This is a genomic window from Aromatoleum petrolei (genome assembly GCF_017894385.1).
Classification (GTDB): Bacteria; Pseudomonadota; Gammaproteobacteria; order Burkholderiales; family Rhodocyclaceae; genus Aromatoleum; species Aromatoleum petrolei.
In genome coordinates this window covers 364696-383009 of sequence record NZ_CP059560.1, presented here as the reverse complement: position 1 = coordinate 383009, position 18314 = coordinate 364696, and the positions used below count along the sequence as shown (strand labels likewise).

Annotated in this window: 20 protein-coding genes; 15 read left to right on the top strand and 5 right to left on the bottom strand. The window is 61.1% G+C overall.

Annotated elements, in window-relative coordinates; all coding sequences use genetic code 11:
* Window positions 1-19 precede the first annotated feature (19 nt).
* The gene (locus ToN1_RS01700) at window positions 20-319 is read left to right on the top strand and encodes a hypothetical protein (RefSeq protein WP_169208827.1); all 300 of its coding nucleotides are present in this window, start codon (window positions 20-22) and stop codon (window positions 317-319) included.
* A 133-nt stretch (window positions 320-452) separates the two neighbouring features.
* On the opposite strand, the gene ToN1_RS01695 is transcribed toward ToN1_RS01700, so the two are convergent.
* A complete protein-coding gene (locus tag ToN1_RS01695; protein ID WP_169208830.1) occupies window positions 453-704 on the bottom strand; it encodes a hypothetical protein in 252 nt (83 codons plus the stop codon).
* Window positions 705-824: 120 nt separating this feature from the next.
* Here ToN1_RS01695 and ToN1_RS01690 point away from each other — a divergent pair, with 120 nt between their 5' ends.
* From ToN1_RS01690 to ToN1_RS01680, 3 genes are all read left to right on the top strand, one after another.
* Window positions 825-1463, top strand: a complete 639-nt coding sequence (locus tag ToN1_RS01690) for a flavin reductase family protein (RefSeq protein WP_342344163.1) — start codon at window positions 825-827, stop codon at window positions 1461-1463.
* Between the two features lie 521 nt (window positions 1464-1984).
* The gene (locus ToN1_RS01685; protein WP_169208831.1) at window positions 1985-2377 is read left to right on the top strand and encodes a VOC family protein; all 393 of its coding nucleotides are present in this window, start codon (window positions 1985-1987) and stop codon (window positions 2375-2377) included.
* Between the two features lie 4 nt (window positions 2378-2381).
* Window positions 2382-2804, top strand: a complete 423-nt coding sequence (locus tag ToN1_RS01680; protein WP_169208832.1) for a DUF1801 domain-containing protein — start codon at window positions 2382-2384, stop codon at window positions 2802-2804.
* A 234-nt stretch (window positions 2805-3038) separates the two neighbouring features.
* On the opposite strand, the gene ToN1_RS01675 is transcribed toward ToN1_RS01680, so the two are convergent.
* A complete protein-coding gene (locus tag ToN1_RS01675; protein ID WP_210147971.1) occupies window positions 3039-3572 on the bottom strand; it encodes a nitroreductase family protein in 534 nt (177 codons plus the stop codon).
* Between the two features lie 107 nt (window positions 3573-3679).
* Here ToN1_RS01675 and ToN1_RS01670 point away from each other — a divergent pair, with 107 nt between their 5' ends.
* Both ToN1_RS01670 and ToN1_RS01665 read left to right on the top strand, forming a co-directional pair.
* Window positions 3680-3844: a hypothetical protein gene (locus ToN1_RS01670; RefSeq protein WP_244860936.1), complete on the top strand. Its 165-nt coding sequence runs from the start codon at window positions 3680-3682 to the stop codon at window positions 3842-3844.
* Between the two features lie 268 nt (window positions 3845-4112).
* Window positions 4113-5603 (top strand): sensor domain-containing diguanylate cyclase, encoded by a 1491-nt coding sequence (locus tag ToN1_RS01665; protein WP_169208834.1) that lies wholly within the window; start codon window positions 4113-4115, stop codon window positions 5601-5603.
* A 56-nt stretch (window positions 5604-5659) separates the two neighbouring features.
* On the opposite strand, the gene ToN1_RS01660 is transcribed toward ToN1_RS01665, so the two are convergent.
* Window positions 5660-5962: a hypothetical protein gene (locus tag ToN1_RS01660; RefSeq protein ID WP_244861100.1), complete on the bottom strand. Its 303-nt coding sequence runs from the start codon at window positions 5960-5962 to the stop codon at window positions 5660-5662.
* Between the two features lie 237 nt (window positions 5963-6199).
* On the opposite strand from ToN1_RS01660, the gene ToN1_RS01655 reads away from it, so the two are divergent.
* Window positions 6200-7356 (top strand): IS3 family transposase gene (locus ToN1_RS01655; protein ID WP_210147871.1). Its coding sequence is split into 2 segments (ribosomal slippage): window positions 6200-6464 and window positions 6464-7356, totalling 1158 coding nucleotides; the frame shifts between segments, so codons are not numbered across the junction.
* 43 nt (window positions 7357-7399) lie between these two features.
* Here the strand turns inward: ToN1_RS01655 and ToN1_RS01650 are convergent.
* A complete protein-coding gene (locus tag ToN1_RS01650) occupies window positions 7400-8047 on the bottom strand; it encodes a flavin reductase family protein (RefSeq protein WP_169208135.1) in 648 nt (215 codons plus the stop codon).
* A gap of 71 nt (window positions 8048-8118) precedes the next feature.
* The gene (locus ToN1_RS01645; RefSeq protein WP_169208134.1) at window positions 8119-9300 is read right to left on the bottom strand and encodes a Fic family protein; all 1182 of its coding nucleotides are present in this window, start codon (window positions 9298-9300) and stop codon (window positions 8119-8121) included.
* Between the two features lie 480 nt (window positions 9301-9780).
* Between ToN1_RS01645 and ToN1_RS01640 the strand changes: the two genes are divergently transcribed.
* Genes ToN1_RS01640 through ToN1_RS01605 form a run of 8 tightly spaced genes read left to right on the top strand, consistent with a single transcriptional unit; the run spans window position 9781 to window position 18300 of the window.
* The gene (locus ToN1_RS01640; RefSeq protein ID WP_244860935.1) at window positions 9781-10530 is read left to right on the top strand and encodes a hypothetical protein; all 750 of its coding nucleotides are present in this window, start codon (window positions 9781-9783) and stop codon (window positions 10528-10530) included.
* A 25-nt stretch (window positions 10531-10555) separates the two neighbouring features.
* Window positions 10556-11842 (top strand): acyl-CoA dehydrogenase family protein, encoded by a 1287-nt coding sequence (locus tag ToN1_RS01635; RefSeq protein WP_169208133.1) that lies wholly within the window; start codon window positions 10556-10558, stop codon window positions 11840-11842.
* A gap of 20 nt (window positions 11843-11862) precedes the next feature.
* Window positions 11863-12996 (top strand): saccharopine dehydrogenase family protein, encoded by a 1134-nt coding sequence (locus ToN1_RS01630; protein WP_169208132.1) that lies wholly within the window; start codon window positions 11863-11865, stop codon window positions 12994-12996.
* A 10-nt stretch (window positions 12997-13006) separates the two neighbouring features.
* The gene (locus ToN1_RS01625) at window positions 13007-14563 is read left to right on the top strand and encodes a class I adenylate-forming enzyme family protein (protein ID WP_169208131.1); all 1557 of its coding nucleotides are present in this window, start codon (window positions 13007-13009) and stop codon (window positions 14561-14563) included.
* A gap of 3 nt (window positions 14564-14566) precedes the next feature.
* Window positions 14567-15805: a thiolase family protein gene (locus ToN1_RS01620; RefSeq protein ID WP_169208129.1), complete on the top strand. Its 1239-nt coding sequence runs from the start codon at window positions 14567-14569 to the stop codon at window positions 15803-15805.
* Window positions 15806-15812: 7 nt separating this feature from the next.
* Window positions 15813-16481, top strand: coding sequence for a histidine phosphatase family protein (locus ToN1_RS01615; protein ID WP_169208128.1), 669 nt, complete (start codon window positions 15813-15815; stop codon window positions 16479-16481).
* A gap of 2 nt (window positions 16482-16483) precedes the next feature.
* On the top strand, window positions 16484-17539 hold the full coding sequence (locus ToN1_RS01610; protein ID WP_169208127.1) for a phosphotransferase: 1056 nt from the start codon (window positions 16484-16486) through the stop codon (window positions 17537-17539).
* Window positions 17536-18300, top strand: coding sequence for an SDR family oxidoreductase (locus ToN1_RS01605; protein WP_169208126.1), 765 nt, complete (start codon window positions 17536-17538; stop codon window positions 18298-18300). Before ToN1_RS01610 ends, ToN1_RS01605 begins: the two co-directional genes overlap by 4 nt.
* Window positions 18301-18314: the final 14 nt, after the last annotated feature.

Here is an 18314-nt window from a genome sequence, read left to right as displayed (position 1 = left end):
ATTGAGGAGACGGCAGATCATGAAATATTCATTGCGTCCGATTGCGGCACTGCTTCTGATGTTTGCAGGAATCGGTTCCGGGTGCGCGGAAGACGGGAGCGCTGGCCAGCGGGCAATCACCGGGGAACACTACGCCGACATCTACGGGGCCTTCCTGACCGGAAGTGGATTCTCGTCGGGTCCGGAGCAATATGCGGCACAGGAAGTGACCGCCCCCGCGCGTACCGAAGGCGGCGACCATTTCTCGCGTACCGAGTACCTGTTCCTCACCGCCGCTGCTTTCTATTCCGGGCCGGAAGGTTATCCGTTCTCGTGGTGATTTCGGCAGCCCGAGACGAGCGACGCGTACCAGGCTTGCCATGACCGGCTCCGCAAGGAGCAGGGCAGGGCGGCCTGGCGCCTGCCTCTCGGGGGGCAGGCCGCGGCGCTGGAGCGCCTGATTCAGGCGATCACTACTGCCAGTAATGCCAGAAAGAGTCCAGTCCGGCTTGAGAAGCGCGATGCGACTCCGGCTGGAACGAAGCGACCGGGGTTGCCGGATCGCGTGGGGTCATGTCGCTTGCCACGCGGACCGCAATCCCGCCCGGAAGTGCGCCGGCGGCCAGCAGGCAAACTCCGACCGCCATGGAGCGGATGATTTTGCGCGACTTCTTGATCCGTTGCTGCATGCTCGTCTCCCCCATCAGGGTTTCGGGCTCAGGCATCCGCCTGAATCCGCATCCGCGTCTGTGATCGTGCGCGGCTAGGGTGAGATTAGGCCGTCTGAGAGAAAATCGCCCCCCTCGCGAAGAGGAGGGAGATCGAGATGGGAGGAGGTCGTCGCCTTGGCCCATGGATGCGTTATCTTTTGGTTTCCATCCATGGTGCGTGTCCATCCAATGACCAATTCAAATTTCTTCCGACCCGTTGCGCTCGAACACGCCAGCCGGCTCGTCAATCACGGCCCCACCGTCCTGGTGACGTCCTCCGACGGCACGAGGCGCAACGTCATGGCCGCCGCATGGTCCATGCCCGTGGAGTTCACGCCTCCTCGCATCGCCATCGTGATCGACAAGCGCACCTACACGCGCGAACTCATCGCCGCGAGCGGCGCATTCGCCATCTGCATCCCCGGCGCAGAACTCGTGGATTTGACCTATGCGGTGGGGAGCGCAAGCGGACGCGATCTTGATAAATTCGCCCGCTACAACATCACGGCCACACCCGGACCCGAACTCGGCATGCCCCTGCTCGAGACCGGATGCGCCGCCTGGCTCGAATGCCGCCTGATCCCGGAATCCCACACGGAAGACGCCTACGACACCTGCTTCGGTGAGGTCGTCGCCGCAGCCGCCGACGAGCGCGTGTTTGTCAAGGGACGCTGGTCTTTCACTGGCGAGAATACCGCGCTGCACACGATCCACCATTTGGGGGGCGGGAATTTCGTATGTGCCAGCAATGCGATTCAGGCGCATCCGTTGTAGGAAACGTCTTTGGATCTTGACCGCAGTTGATGGGGTTGGGCGGATGTGGCGTCGGCCCTGAGTTGCTGCTGGTTCATTTGACGAACTTCCCAGTCGAGTGTCCGGTTCGCTCTTATGCCTGCCGGGTAGCCTACGCGTGCAACTCGGCCATTGCCGTCGTTGGCCTGTCGCCCTCAATCGGGCAGCAATCCATTGGTTACCTGCCGTTCAGCCTTGAGAAGGTTCGAACCGCGGCTTCGCTAACCGTCGAACGCGAAGTACCGGTCAACTGCTGCCATTCAGAAAATTCCTGCAAAGCAGACGCTCAACAAGTTGGCAACTGCATAAATGGCTTCAGTACAATGGCAAGCTGTCCGGTTTCAACCCCCTTGTCCCCATGCCGCATAAACACCTTTCGTTTGAGAACGCCCGTCTGGCAAGGACTGCGGCTTTGTCCTGTATTCCAGCTTATTGGACACGCGCCAGAATATTGGACAATTTTGTCGTCTACTACTAGTTGGGTCTCACAATAAGGAGCCTCTATGCTTGCTAATTCACTGTCCCCCTGCATCACTACTGCGAAGGTCGAAGAGTCCCGCAATTTTTACGTCAAGTACTTTGGCGCGAAGATCACCTTCGACTGCGGCTGGTACGTCAACCTCGAATTCGGAACTGGGGCATCTCTTCAGTTCATGGCGCCTCAGCCCGATCAGCCGGCTTGCAATCCCGCTGGCCTCACTTACAACTTCAGCGTTTCCGATGTCGACGCTGAGTTTCAGTCACTCGCGGCCTCTGGTTTGGTTGCTGCCATGCCACTTGAAGATCATCCCTGGGGAGATCGCGGCTTTGCCGTTCAAGACCCTAATGGCATCGTTCTTTACATCTACTCCGAGCGCGAACCTAGCCCGGAATTCAAGCAGTACTACAAGTCCTGACGCCATGCCCGCCGACCGCATTTCAAAATTGCTCGAAGACATACGCCTTCTTGATTCTGAACGCTTCGAGATTGTGCAAGCACTGAGAAAGATCGTTTTGGGTTTAGCCCCCTCCATCTCCGAGGAAGTGAAGTACGGTGGCATCTTGTTCTCCGCCGAGAAGCCCTTTTGCGGCATCTTCTCTTACGCAAAGCACGTTTCGTTGGAGTTTGGTGCTGGCGCGTCTCTCCCGGACAAATTCAAGGTGCTTGAGGGCGAAGGCAAGTTACGCCGCCATATCAAGCTTACGTCTGTACCAGACATTGCGGAAAAGCATGTCGGTGAGTACCTTCTCTTGGCGCTCAAGGCGTCTCCGAAGCCGTTAGACCCAACCCGCCGCTCCAGAGGGATGCTCCGCCGGCAAGCCGGCTACGCGCCCCTGAGCTAGCACGTTCCTGAAAGACCGCTTTCGCAATCCACCTAGGTCCGCTATGGGTCGTCAGTCCCCGCTCAGGGGATAGAGAAGCTGCCGCTCGTCGCGCCTTCGCGGCTGAGCGGCAGGTGACCGGCGCATTGCGGCTGCACCGGTAGCCGTTAGCGAATGACGGCTGAGGCCGACCTGCTGTCGCTGCCGGCAACGGATTGAGGCTGAAAAGGGGGCGATGGGGTACGGTCGTTGCGTTTAGGGCGTGGCGTCTCGCTCAAGAAACGCATAACCGGACACACTGGTTAGTCGCCTGTCGACGAGGGCCTTGCCAACCGTGAAGTGGTAGAGATCTTGAAAGCGCTCGGTGTTGAGTCCGAGTGCCTCGTGCACGGCGTCGTCGAAGTAACAGCCGATGCCGGTACCCTGGACGCCGGCCGCGTCGGCTTCGAGATAACGCACTTGGCCGAGCATGCCGGCCTCCCAGAATCGCTGGCGGTAAAGCCACGGATGGGCGGCGTCGATGTCGTCGAAACGGGCCAGCATGCCGAGGCTAAATGCCGAATCGGCGGCGATGTCCTGATGGCAGGAGGCGGTGGTCGCAAAGTCGCGCGCGTCCAACGGTGCCAGCAGGTATAAGGGCAGGTGTTCGGGGCAGCCCGGAACGCTTGCCCAGAGCCAGTCTTCGCGCATGGCGGCGCGCAGGTCGGCGAGCGCGCCGGGTGCCCGGGGCAGGCAGTAGATGCCGGGGTCGAGGCCATCGACGCGGTGCACGAAGAACACAGGATGCACGCAGGGGGTTTCGAACAGTTGGAGGCGCTGTATCTTGAGACGCTGCGCGCCGCCTCCGGGCCGCCGGCTGTGACCGACGGCAAGGCGCCGAGGAGCCGACCCAATACGTGAAGATCCCGAGCAGAATTGAACCACTGGAGACCGGCGGTTTCGTCGACCACGTCATGCGTCAGCTCATGAGCGGCAAGGAAGCCATGGTTCATGTCGTCCAGTGTGGCGATGTGGTGCGCGGCGCTAAGGTCTACAAGGCGAGCACGCCTCATGTCATTTGAGTCCAGAGGCCCTGGGCATGTGCTCGTTGTAGAATGTCTCGTCCAGATGCCGGCAATTGCGATTTCGCGTCGCTCTAGCGACTCCCGCCACGGCGACGTGGCTACAGTCTGGAGCTCTTGGGGGCGCCAGGCGAATGGAGCAAGCAGACTTACTCCGAAGCAAGGTTCCCACGGTCAGAACTGAAATGGCGCCAAGAATGTGACTCCAGCGTCCATGCCCACAATCCGCTCCCGGCTAATCCTCCTGATCACCGCGTGCATCCTACCGATGGGAATGCTGGCAACGGCGCTGGTCGTGCACAACTATCAGCGCGAGAACGCCCAGCTTGTGCGCGACGCTATCGCCACAACCCGCGCGCTGAGTTCCGTCGTCGACCGTGAACTTTCCGCTGTGGAATCAGCTTTGACAGTCCTGGCGACGTCACCCCATCTTGATTCGGGTGATTTTTCCGCCTTCTATGGGCAGGCTCAGGACGTACTACGTACCCAGATCGCCGACAACGTCGTCTTGACTGACACTACGGGGCGGCAAGTGATCAACACGCTTCGGCCGTTCGGAGAAGTTTTGACCGCGCAAGGGATCATGCCCCAGATGCGACGCGTTCTCGACACCGGTAGGCCATTCGTGTCCGATCTTTTTGTAGGCCCGGTTACGGGGCGTCTCGCGGTGAGTGTGTCGGTTCCAGTGCGTCGCAACGGTCAGATCATCTACAACCTGAGTATGGGATTCTTCCCCGGCAGATTGTCTGAGATTCTGACCGCGCAGCAACTGCCGCTCGGCTGGACGGGTGAGATACTGGACCGCGGCGGCAACATCGCCGCGCGCACCCATGACTTGAAACGATTCGTCGGGCGGCAAAGTGCGCTTTCACTGACGGGGGCGATGTCTGCGGAAGGTTCGGTCGAGGCGATCACCGCTGAAGGCTTACCTGCCGTATCCGTCTTCACTCGATCGGCCGTTTCTGACTGGGCGGTGGTAATCAATATTCCGAAGGAATCATTGGTGAGCCAACTCAAGCAGTCACTGGTATGGTTGGTCTTCGGGACGGTCGTGTTACTCAGTGGCAGCCTCATTGTTGCCTGGAGGCTTGGCGGACGGATTGCCGATGCTTTTCGCGGACTGACCGATCCGGCCCTCGCTCTAGGCTCTGGTGAGCCCGTCGTGATTCGTTCTCTTGATCTGAAGGAAGCTGACGAGGTCGCAGCGGCCCTGATGAAGGCCTCCAGGATGTTGCAACAGGCACGCTACGACGCTCATCACGACGAGCTTACAGGCTTGGGCAACCGAGCCCTCTTCAAGGTGATTGTCGACCAGCAGTTGGCACTGTCCCGCAGGCAGGAGACTGAGCTCGCTCTGCTTTATATCGATCTAGATGGGTTCAAGGCGGTCAATGACCGATTCGGCCATCCCACTGGCGACGAGTTATTGCGCGCCGTATCTCAAAGAATACGGGCGGGTATCCGAAGTTCCGATCTGGCGGTGCGCGTGGGTGGAGATGAGTTCGTGGTCGTGATGTTCGCAGCAGGAAGCGACGCGGCACAGGTCATCGCGAAAAAATTGGTGGAAAGTATTTCGGATCCCTATCCCATCGGCCTGGAACTAATTGAGATATCCGCGAGCATTGGCGTTGCGATCTGTACGAATCCAGAGTTCACTTCTCAGATGTTGCTGGAACAGGCCGACGCCGCGATGTATCAGGCCAAGACCGTTGGCAAGAGGTGCTTTGCGCTTGCACCCGCGTCAATGGAAGCCGGGTAGTTGAAGATTCGCGCGGCGGGCGTGGGCTGGTCGAGGGCGTTGCCAAGCAAGATGAGTCAGACGCAGTCGAGCAGCTTTGCGCATTCGGCCATCAGTGCACGGGCCAGCTCGGAACCGTAGTTGGAATCGAGGGCTTCCATCATCTCGTGCGCCGTGTGGAGTCCGGCCTCGCGCGACAGCGCGCCGGCAAGCTGGCGGGCGAACTCATCACTGAGCGTCGACAGGTGACGTCGATCGACCCGCGGCAGACTGCGCCCGCTGCGGCCGAGCCAGTCTGCGACGAGGCTCGCGCCCTGCGCTTCGGTCGGCCCGTTTGCTAACCGAAGTTTGGCTTTTCGTCGACTCGAGTCGTCGAACATCACGAAGCATATTTTTTAGGCATCGGTGGTCACTAGGTGTTTTAGGAAAGGTGATAAGTCCGATTCCTTTCGGATGACGAAGCTTGCCATGCCGGCCTGGCTCGAAACGCCACCCGCTCCGTACCATTTCCTTGATCAGGCGGTTGATGTCCTTGTCGTTGCAGTAGTGCATGAATGATTGGCCTGCCCCCGATTCTCCGGACACATTGCATGGCAACATGTGTCTAGGAGGAATCGATGCGAACAAGAAGGAAGTTCTCGGACGAGTTCAAGCGCGAGGCGGTGCGTTTGGCAACGCAGCCGGGTATGACGGCGACAGCGGTCGCCCGAGATCTGGGACTCGAGCGCAGCGTGCTGCGCCGATGGATGTTGAATGCGGAAGAAGGTCGCACCGATTTGACGCCTGGCAGGCCTCTGAAGAGCGACAGCCAGGCGGAACTTGAGCAACTGCGGCGCGAACTGGCGCGGGTGAAGATGGAGCGCGATATCTTAAAAAAGGCGCTCGGCTACTTCGCGAAGGACCCGACGTGAAGTTCGGCTTCGTTGCCAAACATCGGGCGGTGTGGCCGGTTCGGGTTCTATGTGAAGTGCTCGGAATTTCCCGCAGCGGCTTCTACGAATGGTTCAGTAGGCGGCCAAGCCCGCGTACCCGCGCCAACGAGAAGCTCACGGGGCTGATTCGGCAAAGCTTCGAAGCGAGCGATCGGACCTACGGTAGCCGACGTGTTTGGCACGACGTGCTTGCCTGGGGCGAGCACTGCGGCATTCATCGCGTTGCTCGCCTAATGAGGGCGGCCGGGCTGGCTGCGCGCAAGAAGCGTCGTCGCTCGCCCAACGATGCGGGCCTGCGGCCCGAACACAGCATTGCACCGAATCTGCTGCAGCGCGAGTTCGAGGCGGATGCGCCGAACAAGAAGTGGCTGGCCGACTTCACGTACCTGTGGACCGACGAAGGCTGGCTATACGTTGCGGCCGTGCTGGACCTGTACTCGCGAAGAATTGTCGGCTGGTCAATGAAGGCGGAAATGACTGCGCAACTGGTCATCGATGCGCTCTTGATGGCGGTCTGGCGGCGCGGTAAACCCAAGGAGCTGTTACACCATTCCGATCAGGGTAGCCAATACACCCGCGAAGACTTCCAGCGGCTGCTAGCCGACCAGGGCATCGTTTGCAGCATGAGTCGAAAGGGCAACTGCTGGGATAACGCCGCGATGGAGAGCTTCTTCTCCAGCCTCAAGACGGAACGTGCCGCGCGAAAGCGATATCCGACACGCGACGACGCTCGGGCGGACGTGTTCGACTACATTGAACGCTTCTACAATCCGCGGCGGCGTCACTCCGTGCTTGGATATCTCAGCCCGGTTCAGTTTGAAGAAAATATGGTGGCTGTGTAGCTACCGAAACTGTCCGGAGAATCGGGGGCAGGCCACGCAATGATCACGAACTCTCAGCGCCAACCGCAGACCGGCGGTTCTGTTCGAGCCACTGGGCATAGGAGATCCGCGGCGCGTTGAAGCGGTCCGTCGTGCGGCAATAGACCGACGGTGAGCCGAGGCGGCCGAGGGGGGCGAAGCCTTCGATATGCAGTCGCGGCCCGACGAGGTGGTCGGCCACGTGGAACATTACCACCTCGCCGACATACACCGTGTTCGTGCCGAGCACGAGGCTGGTGTGCAGGCGGCATTCGAGGCTGACCTGCGCCTGGGTCACCCGGGGTACGCGGACATGGATCGACGCTTCGGTGGCGAGGCCAGCCGCCTCGATTTCGCTATGGTCGGGCGGGAAATCGGCGGCCGAGATGTTCATCGCAGCGAAGAGGTCTTCCGTGACCATGTTGACGACGAATTCGCCCGTGGCCTCGATGTTGGCCGCCGTGTCCTTGGGATGGCCGGCATCGTTGCGACCGACGCTGATCATCACGTAAGGGGGATTGGAGGCGACGGCGTTGAAGAAGCTGAAGGGCGCCAGATTGACGGTGCCGGCGGCGTTCACGCTGGTGACCCAGGCGATGGGCCGCGGCACGACGAGGTTGGTGAGAAGCTTGTAGTTGTCGGCTGGCGAATGGCGCGAGGGGTCGATCTGCATTGGTATTCTTTGTTGGGGGAAGGGGACGGGTATCGTAGGGTAAAACGGCTTCTCCGACCGGGTAGCCCTCGTCAGTGTTCAATGCCCCCGGTTTCCGGAATTCGGCCGGGCCAGTGAATTCGGTAGCGTGTGGAACGGCCTCCCCCGGGCAGTTTTTCCAGGCAGCCCTTGGCCACCAAGTCGGCCAGATGACGGGTTGCGGTGGCCTTGGACACCTTGGCGACTGCCTGATATTGCGCCGCGCTGATGCCGTGCTCGAAACCGCCCCGGCCGGGTTGGTCGCCGTCGAGCAGGTGGTTGAGCACCTTGATCTGCTCCGGGTTGAGTGCCTTGGGGCGGTGTACAAGCCAGAAGCGGCTCTTGCCGAGTACCCGGTCGATTTGCGCCGACGCGCCCTCGACGGCGCGCAGCAGGGTGACCAGAAACCAGTGCAGCCAGGGAGTGAGGTCGAGCGGCGAGGCCGACGCCTTCATCTTCTGGGTGGCTTCAAGTTGCGCGTAGCACCCCTTGCGATCGGCGAGGATGGCGACCGACATCGCATAGAAACGGATGCTTTGGTGCTCGCCTTGGGCCAGGGCGAGATCGGTGAGCGCGCGGGTGATGCGACCGTTGCCGTCGTCGAAGGGGTGCAGGGTGACGAACCAGAAGTGGGCCAGGGCTGCGCGCAGTAGGGGATCGAGCATGGCATCGCTGCGGCTGCGGTCGAACCACGCAAGGAATTCGGCGATGCGCGCTTCCAGCCCCTCGCGGGGCGGCGCTTCGAAGTGCACTGTAGGGCGGTCGATGCGGCCGGAGACAACCTGCATGGTGTCGGTCCCGCGCCAGTCGCCGACCCGGATCATGCGGCCAACGGAACTCTCTTCCCCGGCGAATAGCCAGGCATGCCACTGCAACAGGCGAGTCTCGGTGAGCGGGGCATCGAGGTTGGCCGTGGCGTCCCACATGATCTGCGCAAGTCCTTCGCTGCGCGGCTCGGGAGCGGCTTCGTCTGCCTCGGCCAACCCGAGGCGACGGGCGATGCTGGAGCGCACCGAGCCGACATTCAGCGATTCCCCTTCGATCGCGCTGGAATCGACGATGTTCTGCAGCAGAGCATCCAGCGTGAATTCGGCGCGCAGTTCGGGCACGGAGCCTTGGGCACGGCCGAGCAAAGCTCCTTGAGCGAGCGTGACCCGGCGCAGCAGGGGGGCCAGCGTGGCGGACTGCCAGGTGACATGTGGCCAATCGGGGTGTTGCCAGATCCAGCGGGACATCAGGGCGCGATTCGGTAGGACGGTAAGCTGAATCCTAGCATCATTCGGCTCATTTTTGCAGTATCCGTGAGCCGATTAAGCGGGTGATTCGGCTCACGGAGGCCGCGCCCTTCAACCGCCCTTTCTCGCCACTACATCGCTTTCGTGCGCCGCAGCAAATCACGAAATGTCAAACCGGTGTCACCGCCTGTCAATTTCGACAAGGCCGGAGCGCTTAATGTGCCTCCATGGACGCGCTAAAGAACATCGGAGGAAATGCTCATGGCCGCGCACCGCTTCAAAACTGTTGCCGCACTTGATCCACGGAAAGTGTTCGCGTTGCAGCCGTGCCCCTTCCACCCGAGATGGGGGGGAGCTACGTCCAAATCCCGGGGATAAAGTGGGCACCGTCCCGATAGGCAATCACCGCGGCGACTGTACGCATCGGGACGGGACTCGAGGCAAGAAAATAATTAATCACGTCCTAATCGAGGTGACGAGATGGTTTCAGAAAGCGCGACAAAGAAGATCGAGATGTGGCTGGCCGGAAGTGGAATGTTCTGCATCGTTGGCTACGTGATCGGCTGGGGAATTCTGGGGATGTGTGCCGGGCCGTTCATGATCAGTCCCGCAGCGACTGCCCAGCAGCACTTCGATTTTTACCAGGAACACAGCACCCGCATCATGATCGGAATGACCATCGCCAGCTTCGATGCCGGCGTCTTCATGCTGTTTGTTTCCCAGATAGCGAACCAAATGAAGCGCAGGGAAAGGAATGGTCACCACGTGCTGTCGACGGTGCAGCTCGTCGGCGGTCTCCTGACGGGCTGGGTCGGGATGATGGCCGCCATGATGTGGTGCGCGCTGGCTGAGTTTTCCACTCAGTTGGATCCTGACATGGTCAAGTTCTTCCACGTTATGACTTGGTATGTGTTCGATGGCACCTACTGGGTCACCATCGCCCAATTTGGCTCCATTGGCCTGATGGGGATCTGTGACAACGGCAAGGATCCGCTCATCCCGAAATCCACCGGTCTGATTGGTGTAATGCTCGCGTGCGGCTATGCCACCCTGGCGCTCATTCCGTTCGACCATACCTTCATCTTCTCGTATGACGGTCTTTGGAATTGGTATTTCGTCTGGATCACATTCTTCTGCTATCTGATGTGGGTGAGCCGGTTGTGTATCAAGGACCTCAAACGTACCCAGGTCAGCACCCAGACGGCCGGCGCCCATGCGCTGGCTCACTAGGCAAACCTTCGACTGGGGAACTTGAATGATTAACCTGAAAACGGAACTGACGCTTCCGGCCGTGGGCTTGACCGGCTTCGAGGCGCCGCTCAACGAGACCGAGCTGGCCATCCAGGAGACATTGCACCGGTTTGCCAAGGATGTGCTGCGGCCCGCCGGCCAGGAACTGGACAAGATGAGCGCGGAGCAGGTGATTGCCCCGGGTTCTCCGTACTACGAGGTTCTGGCCAAGGCCGCGCAACTCGGCCTCGATTCCAGCCTGCTGGAGCAGATGCCGCCGGAAACGGCCATCCGGGTCGAGTCGATCATCGGCGAGGAAATGGGCTGGGGTGACGCCGGTCTGGGGGTCTCGCTGGCCTGCGTCACCTTTCCGCTGGAAATGGCGAAGGCCGCCGGCAATTCCGAATTGGTCGACCTCTGCCGCGACAAGATCGGCTGCTGGATGATCACTCAGCCCGACAGGGGCAGTGATGCCCAGATTTTCGACATGGCGCGCGAATGGCCGGTCAAGGGCGGCCAGGGCAACAAGGGCAATGTCTGGGGCGTCGTCGGCAAGGATGAAATCGTCATCAACGGCCAATGTTCGGCTTGGGTGACCAACGGCGTCGTCGCCCAGGTGGCGCTGGCCTACATCAACGCTGATTATGGCGACGGGTTCTTTGACGCCAACGGCCGTCCGCACGGCCTGGTGGTGATTATCCCGCTCGATCTGCCCGGCGTCTCGAAGGGCAAGCCGCTGGACAAGATCGGGCAGCGCGCACTGCCGCAGGGTGAAATCTATTTCGACAACGTCCGCGTTCCCAAGCGTTTCGCGATTGCGCTCAAGGACGAGTATTACGGCAATCTGGCTTCCGTGTGGGCCTTCGCGGGTTGCCACATGGGTCAGATCATGACCGGGTTGGCGCGCGCGGCCTTCGAGATGGCGCTGCAATATTGTCATGAGCGCAAGCAGGGTGGCCAATTGCTGATCGATCACCAGCTTACTCGCTGGCGGCTGGGCGACATGCTGCGTCGAGTTGAACTGTGTCGCGCCGTCGCCCGCCGTTCCCTCACTTATGCCCGCCTCTCACCGGCCGGACACCCGTACGCCACGGCGTCGGGCAAGGTCACGGTCACCGAGGAAGCGATGAAGGTCGCGACCGAAGCGTTCCAGCTCTTCGGCGCCTTTGGCACCTCGCGCGAGTATCCGATCGAAAAGCTCTTCCGCGACGCGCGGTCCGCGCTGATCGAAGACGGTGAGAACTATGTCCTGACCATGCGCCTGGGCCTGCTCGCACAGCAGCTCTACGCCGATGGCTGGTCGAACAACTGAAGAACTCCGAAGGATTCAAAATGGCTAAATATCCCGTCGTCGTCTATGGCGCCAGTGGCTACACCGGCATGCTGATCATGGACTGGCTGATCGACCAGAACATCCCCTTCACGGCCGTCGCGCGCAACGCCAAACGGACCCAGGAGATGATGGCCCAGCGCGTCGTGCGCCTGGAGTCGGCCACCTACGAGATCGTCGAGGCGACGCATGACGTCGAATCGCTGGTCCGGGCGTTCAAGGGCGCAAAAGTCGTCTGCAATACGGTGGGCCCCTTCGTCAACTTCGGTCTGACGACCGTCGAGGCAACGCTACAGGCAGGCTGCCATTACCTGGACACCACGGGTGAGCAGAGCTTCATCCGGGCGGCCCGCGATCGCTTCGGTGAGCTGTTCCGGCAGGCAGGTCTGCTGCTGTCGCCGTCGACGGCCTATATGTACTCGTTCTCCGAGATCGCCGCTGAACTCGCCTTGGAGACACCCGGAATCGATGCGCTGGAGACCGCAACGCTTTGTCGCGGGCCGCGCGGCGCCGGGTCGGGGGTCACGGTGGGGTCGACGGCCTCGATCTTCGAGATCTTCCGTCATGAGGCCTGCTACCTGTGGGAGAAGAAGCTGGTGCCGCATGCGGCCAACGCCTCGTACACCGTCGCCGTTCCGGACCTCATTCAACCCGTCTTCACGATCCCGTGGGGCGGTACCTCGCTGCCCATCTTCTTCGAGAACGATCCGCGCGTGCGCAGTTGCGTTTCCAGCGTCGGTTTCTACGACAACGAAGTGATGAAGTTCGTGCATGCCGTGGGCCAGAAGTGGGAGAGCGAATACAAGAATCTGTCCAAGGAGGAGCAGGACCAGGTGGTCAAGGGGCTCGTCGACTCGACGACGCCCTCCATGCCGCCGCGCGAGCGCACGACCCTGACACGTACGGTCGATACGGCCATCGGGCGCGGCCAGCTCGCCGCGGTGCGTGCGACGGTACGCGGTGTCACACCCTACATTGCGACCGGCGCGCTGCAGACGGCCGCCGTGATGAAGCTCCTCGACGGCGAGACTGCGAAAGTCGGATTCGCCTCGGCCTGCAAGGCCTTCGGCCACCGCTATCTCCTGGGTTTCCTGGAGCAGCGCGGGTTGGCCGCCGCCAGCGTCACAACGCTCTGAGGACCCGACCATGGCGATCATCGATTTCTTCGACCGCGGCTGGCGCCTTAACCCCGAGGGTGCGGCCTACATCCAGGGAAACCGCAGCTACAGCTTCAACGAGGTCGGGCGGCTGAGCTGCCGCATCGCGCGTGCGCTGCAGACGGCGGGTTACGGGCGCGGCAGCAAGGGCGCCGTCTGGGCCGGCAACGACACCACCGCCTGGACCTGTGCGCTGGGGCTGTGGCGGGCCAATATGGCCTGGATCCCGGTGGGCGCGCGCAACGCCGCCGAGGAGAATCGCCACGTCCTCGACAGCTTCGACTGCGACGTGCTGTTCTTCCAGAAGGAGTTCGAGGCAACGATCGCCGCCCTGCGGCCGCAACTGCCGAAAATCAAGCTTTTCGTCTGCATCGACGGCGAGGCCGAGGCTGCCGTCTCGCTGCCGGCCTGGGTTGAAGGCCACGCCGACACCGATCCCGGCATCGCGGTCGATCTCGACGACGTGGTCGCGATCTCGCCCACCGGCGGTACCACCGGTCTGCCCAAGGGGGTGATGAACACCCACCGCAGCATTCAGACTTTCGTCGCCCACTTCATGATCGGCTGCAGCTATGGCGCGCAGGATCGCCCGGTCAACCTGGCGGCAGCGCCGATGACCCACACCGCGGGGCTGCTGTCGCTGCCCTGCACGGCACGTGGTGGCGCGGTCGTCATCCTTCCCAAGCCCGATCCGGCGCTGCTGCTGGAGGCCATCCCCGCACACCGGGTGACGGAATTCTTCCTGCCGCCGACGGTGATCTACCGCCTGCTCGACATCCCCGAAGTGAACAAGGTCGACTTCTCGTCGCTGAAGTACTTCCTCTACGGCGCGGCGCCGATGTCGCTGGACAAGCTCAAGCGCGCGATCGAGGTCTTCGGGCCGGTGATGATGGAAAGTTACGGCCAGACCGAAGCCCCGGGAGCGATTGCCTGCCTGCGCCCCGACGAGCATTTCAACGCCGACGGCGCGCTGGCGAGCGACGAGCAGCTGTCGTCGGTGGGACGCCCCCATCCGCTGATCCGACTCGAAATCCTCGACGACGACAACCGCGTGCTGCCCCATGGCGAAACGGGCGAGATCTGCATCCGCGGCGATCTGGTGATGAAGGGCTATTACAACGACCCGGTGAAGACCGCGGAAACCATCGTCGACGGCTGGCTGCACACCGGCGACATCGGCCATCTCGACGCCAGCGGCCGCCTCCACATCACCGACCGCAAGAAGGACATGATCATCAGCGGCGGCTTCAACGTCTATCCCAGCGAAGTCGAGCAGGTGATCTGGGCCCACCCGGCGGTGCGCGACTGCGCCGTCATCGGCATCCCCGACAAGAAGTGGGGTGAGGCGGTGAAGGCGGTGGTCGAGTTGAACGCCGACCAGAGTGTGAGCGAAGAAGAACTGATCACGCTGTGCAAGCAGAAGCTTGGCTCGGTCAAGGCGCCCAAGACGGTTGCCTTCGCGACCCTGCCGCGCAGCCCGGTCGGCAAGGTATTGAAGAAGGACTTGCGTGCCGAGTACTGGCGTGCTGCCGAGCGGAAGATCTAGACCATGACACGACTCTACATTGCCGGCATCGCGATGACGGTCTTCGGTCGCCACCTCGAGCGCAGCCTGCACGATCTCGCGGGCGAAGCCTTGCAGGGCGCGCTCAAAGACGCCGGCTGCGCCGCCTCCGACATCGGCGCCGCCTACTACTCGGGCATGACCAACGGCCCGTTGCAGGGCCAGATCTCGGTGCCGGGCCAGGTGATCTTCAGCAAGATCGGGATCGAGCGCATTCCCGTGTTCAACGTCGAGAACGCCTGTGCCTCGGGCAGCAGCGCCTTTCACCTCGCGCTGCAGAGCCTGAAGGCGGGCGCCACCGACGTGGCGCTGGCGATCGGCGCGGAGAAGATGAACATCCCAGACAAGGCCCGCGCAATGGCGCTGTTCGAGGGCGGCTGGGACGTCTCGCGCGTCGAAGAGAACTACGCCACCCTGATGAAGATGGGCGAAGGCATCACGCCGCCGCCGGGGTCGGAATCGGACCGCCCCTACAGCCGTTTCATGTCCATCTACGCGGCGATGTGCCGCTGGCACATGCGGACCTACGGCACCACGCAACGGCAGATCGCCGCCGTGTGCGCCAAGAATCATGGCCACTCGGTGCATAACCCGTACTCGCAGTTCCGCAAGACCTTCACGATCGACGAGGTGCTGGCGGCGCCGCCGATCACCTATCCGATCACATTGCCGATGTGCGCGCCGCTTTCCGACGGCGCCGCCGCCGCCATCGTCTGCACCGAGGAGGGGCTGAAGCGGATCGGCGCCGACCGCCGCCGCGCGGTCGAGGTCGCGGCCAGCGTAATCCGCAGTTTCAGCCACCGCAGCATCGACGAGCCGGAAAAGGCCGTCGGCCGCTTGGCTGCGCTGCAGGCCTACGAGATCGCCGGTATCGGGCCGGGCGACATCGACGTCGCAGAAGTGCACGACGCGTCGGCGATGGGAGAAATCATCCAAACCGAAAACCTCGGCTTCGTCGATCCGGGTCAAGGCGGCCCGGCGGCCGAGCGCGGTGACTTCACCATCGGCGGTCGAATCCCGATCAACCCCTCGGGCGGCCTCGAATCGAAAGGCCACCCACTGGGCGCCACCGGTATCGGCCAACTCTACGAACTGGTGACGCAATTGCGCGGCGAGGCAGGCGCACGCCAGGTCGAGGGCGCCCGCCATGCCATGCAGGAGAACGGCGGCGGCTTGCAGGGCGTCGAGGAAGCCGCGGTAGCGATCCATATCCTGCGGCACTGAGCGCGTCATGGCAGAGCTCTATCTCGTCAGGCATGGGCAGGCAAGTTTCGGCGCCGCCAACTATGACCAGCTCTCATCGTTGGGACGGCAGCAGGGGCAACTGGTCGGGGAATACTTTGCAGAGCGCAATATCGTTTTCGATCATGTATTGCTCGGGACGATGAATCGTCACAGGCAGACGGCGGAGGCGATATTCAATGGCTCGACTGCAGTTCCGACGCCAAAGGAGCACCGAGGTCTGAACGAGTACGACTTTGCCGCGCTGTTTGACGGTCTCGGCGATGAGCACCATGAATTGAAGGTCCTCGCAAAAGAGAGAAAGAAGGATTTCTACAAGGCCCTGAGGCAAGTATTGCTCTTGTGGATGGAAGATCGTATCGAAGGACCTATTCCGGAGACATGGTCGCAGTTCCAGCAGCGTGTTGCGGATGCCCGAAACCATATCCAGGGACTGAAAGGAAAAGTCTTGGCCGTGAGTTCGGGCGGCGTCATGGCTGCGATGGCGCAGCAGACGCTTGGCGCTCCCCGGGAAAAAGTCATATCGCTCAATCTGCAAATCAACAACTGCAGTTTCTGCCGCTATTTCTTCAACGCAGATTCATTTCATCTCGCGACGTTCAACAGCATTCCGTATTTCGACCGAGCGGATCGTCAAAATTTCATCACCTATGGGTAGGCATGATCGTGAACAGCGAAATTCACCAACTTGATGTCGACGGGCTGTGCAAATACCTGGAAACCCATGTTGATGGTTTTGAGGGGCCATTGAGCGCGGAGAAATTTACGGGTGGTCAGTCGAATCCCACGTTCTTGCTGCGGGCAAAGAGCGGCAACTACGTCCTTCGCCGGCAACCGCCGGGCCAGCTCCTGAAATCGGCGCATGCCGTCGATCGTGAATATCGCGTCATCACGGCGTTGTCACCGACGCAAGTGCCGGTGGCGCATGCTCATCATCTCTGCACCGATACGAGCGTGATCGGCAGCATGTTCTACGTCATGGATTACCTTGAGGGGCGCATCTTTTGGGATCCGTCGCTGCCCGAACTCGATATCGATCAACGCAAGCCAGCCTACGATGCCTTGATAGGGGCGTTGGCAGCACTGCACGACGTCGATGTCGATCATGTCGGCCTGAGTGATTATGGCCGGGCAGGGAATTATTTCGAGCGGCAGATTGGTACATGGACCAAGCAATATCGTGCTTCTGAAACCGAGCGATTGGAATGCATGGAAGCCTTGATCGACTGGCTTCCGAAGCATTGCCCCGCGGAGGACGGCAGGGCGGCGCTGGTTCATGGCGACTTCCGCTTCGACAACCTTATTTTCCATCCCAAGGACCTGCGCGTTTTGGCGGTTCTGGACTGGGAGCTTTCGACGCTGGGTAATCCTCTGGCAGATCTCGCCTATTTCTGCATGTGCCTGCGATTGCCAGAGGATTCTTACGTCAAAGGTCTGGGCAGCAAGAATCGTCGCGTTCTCGGCGTGCCCGAAGAAGCTGAAATAGTCAGGCGCTACTGTGCGTTGCGCGGTATCCCGAAAATAGAGGACTGGAATTTCTATATCGCATTCAGCTTTTTCCGCCTTGCTGCGATTGCGCAAGGGGTCAAGAAGCGTGCCATCGACGGCAATGCGTCCAGCGCGCACGCGCAAAAAGTCGGCGAGATGGTTGCACCGCTAGCCGAAATGGGTTTTGCGGCAGCGAACGAAAACGATATGGAAAGGAGTGTGGCATGACGACCAAACTATTCGATCTTGAAGGCAAGATCGCATTGGTGTCGGGGGCAAGTCGCGGCATCGGCGAAGAGATCGCCAGACTGCTGGCGGAGCAGGGCGCGCATGTGATCGTTTCCAGCCGAAAAGCTGAAGACTGCCAAAAAGTCGCCGCGGACATCCGCGAAGCGGGTGGAAGCGCGAGTGTGCTTGCCTGCAATGTCGGCAGGATGGAAGACATCGCTGCCGCGTTCGAACAGATCGAAAAGCTTCACGGCCGGCTCGACATTCTGATCAACAACGCCGCGGCTAATCCCTATTACGGGCATGTGCTTGATACGGATCTCGGCGCTTTTACCAAGACCGTCGACGTCAACATTCGCGGTTACTTCTTCATGTCGGTGGAGGCCGGCAAGATGATGAAGAAGCAGGGCAAGGGGGCGATCGTCAATGTCGGCTCGGTGAATGCTTTGCGGCCCGGGGAGAACCAGGGCATCTATTCGATCACGAAGGCGGCCATCGTCAATATGACCAAGGCCTTCGCCCGAGAGTGCGGCTCGTTGGGAATCCGCGTCAATGCCTTGTTGCCCGGGCTGACCAAGACCAAGTTTTCGACAGCGCTGTTCAATGACGAAAAGCTCTACAGCGAATGGGTCTCCAACATTCCCTTGCGCCGTCACGCTGAACCGCGCGAGATGGCTGGCGCTGTGCTCTACCTCGTATCGGATGCCGCCAGCTATACCAACGGCGACTGCATCGTCGTCGACGGCGGCATGACTCTTTAAAACATGGATCGATA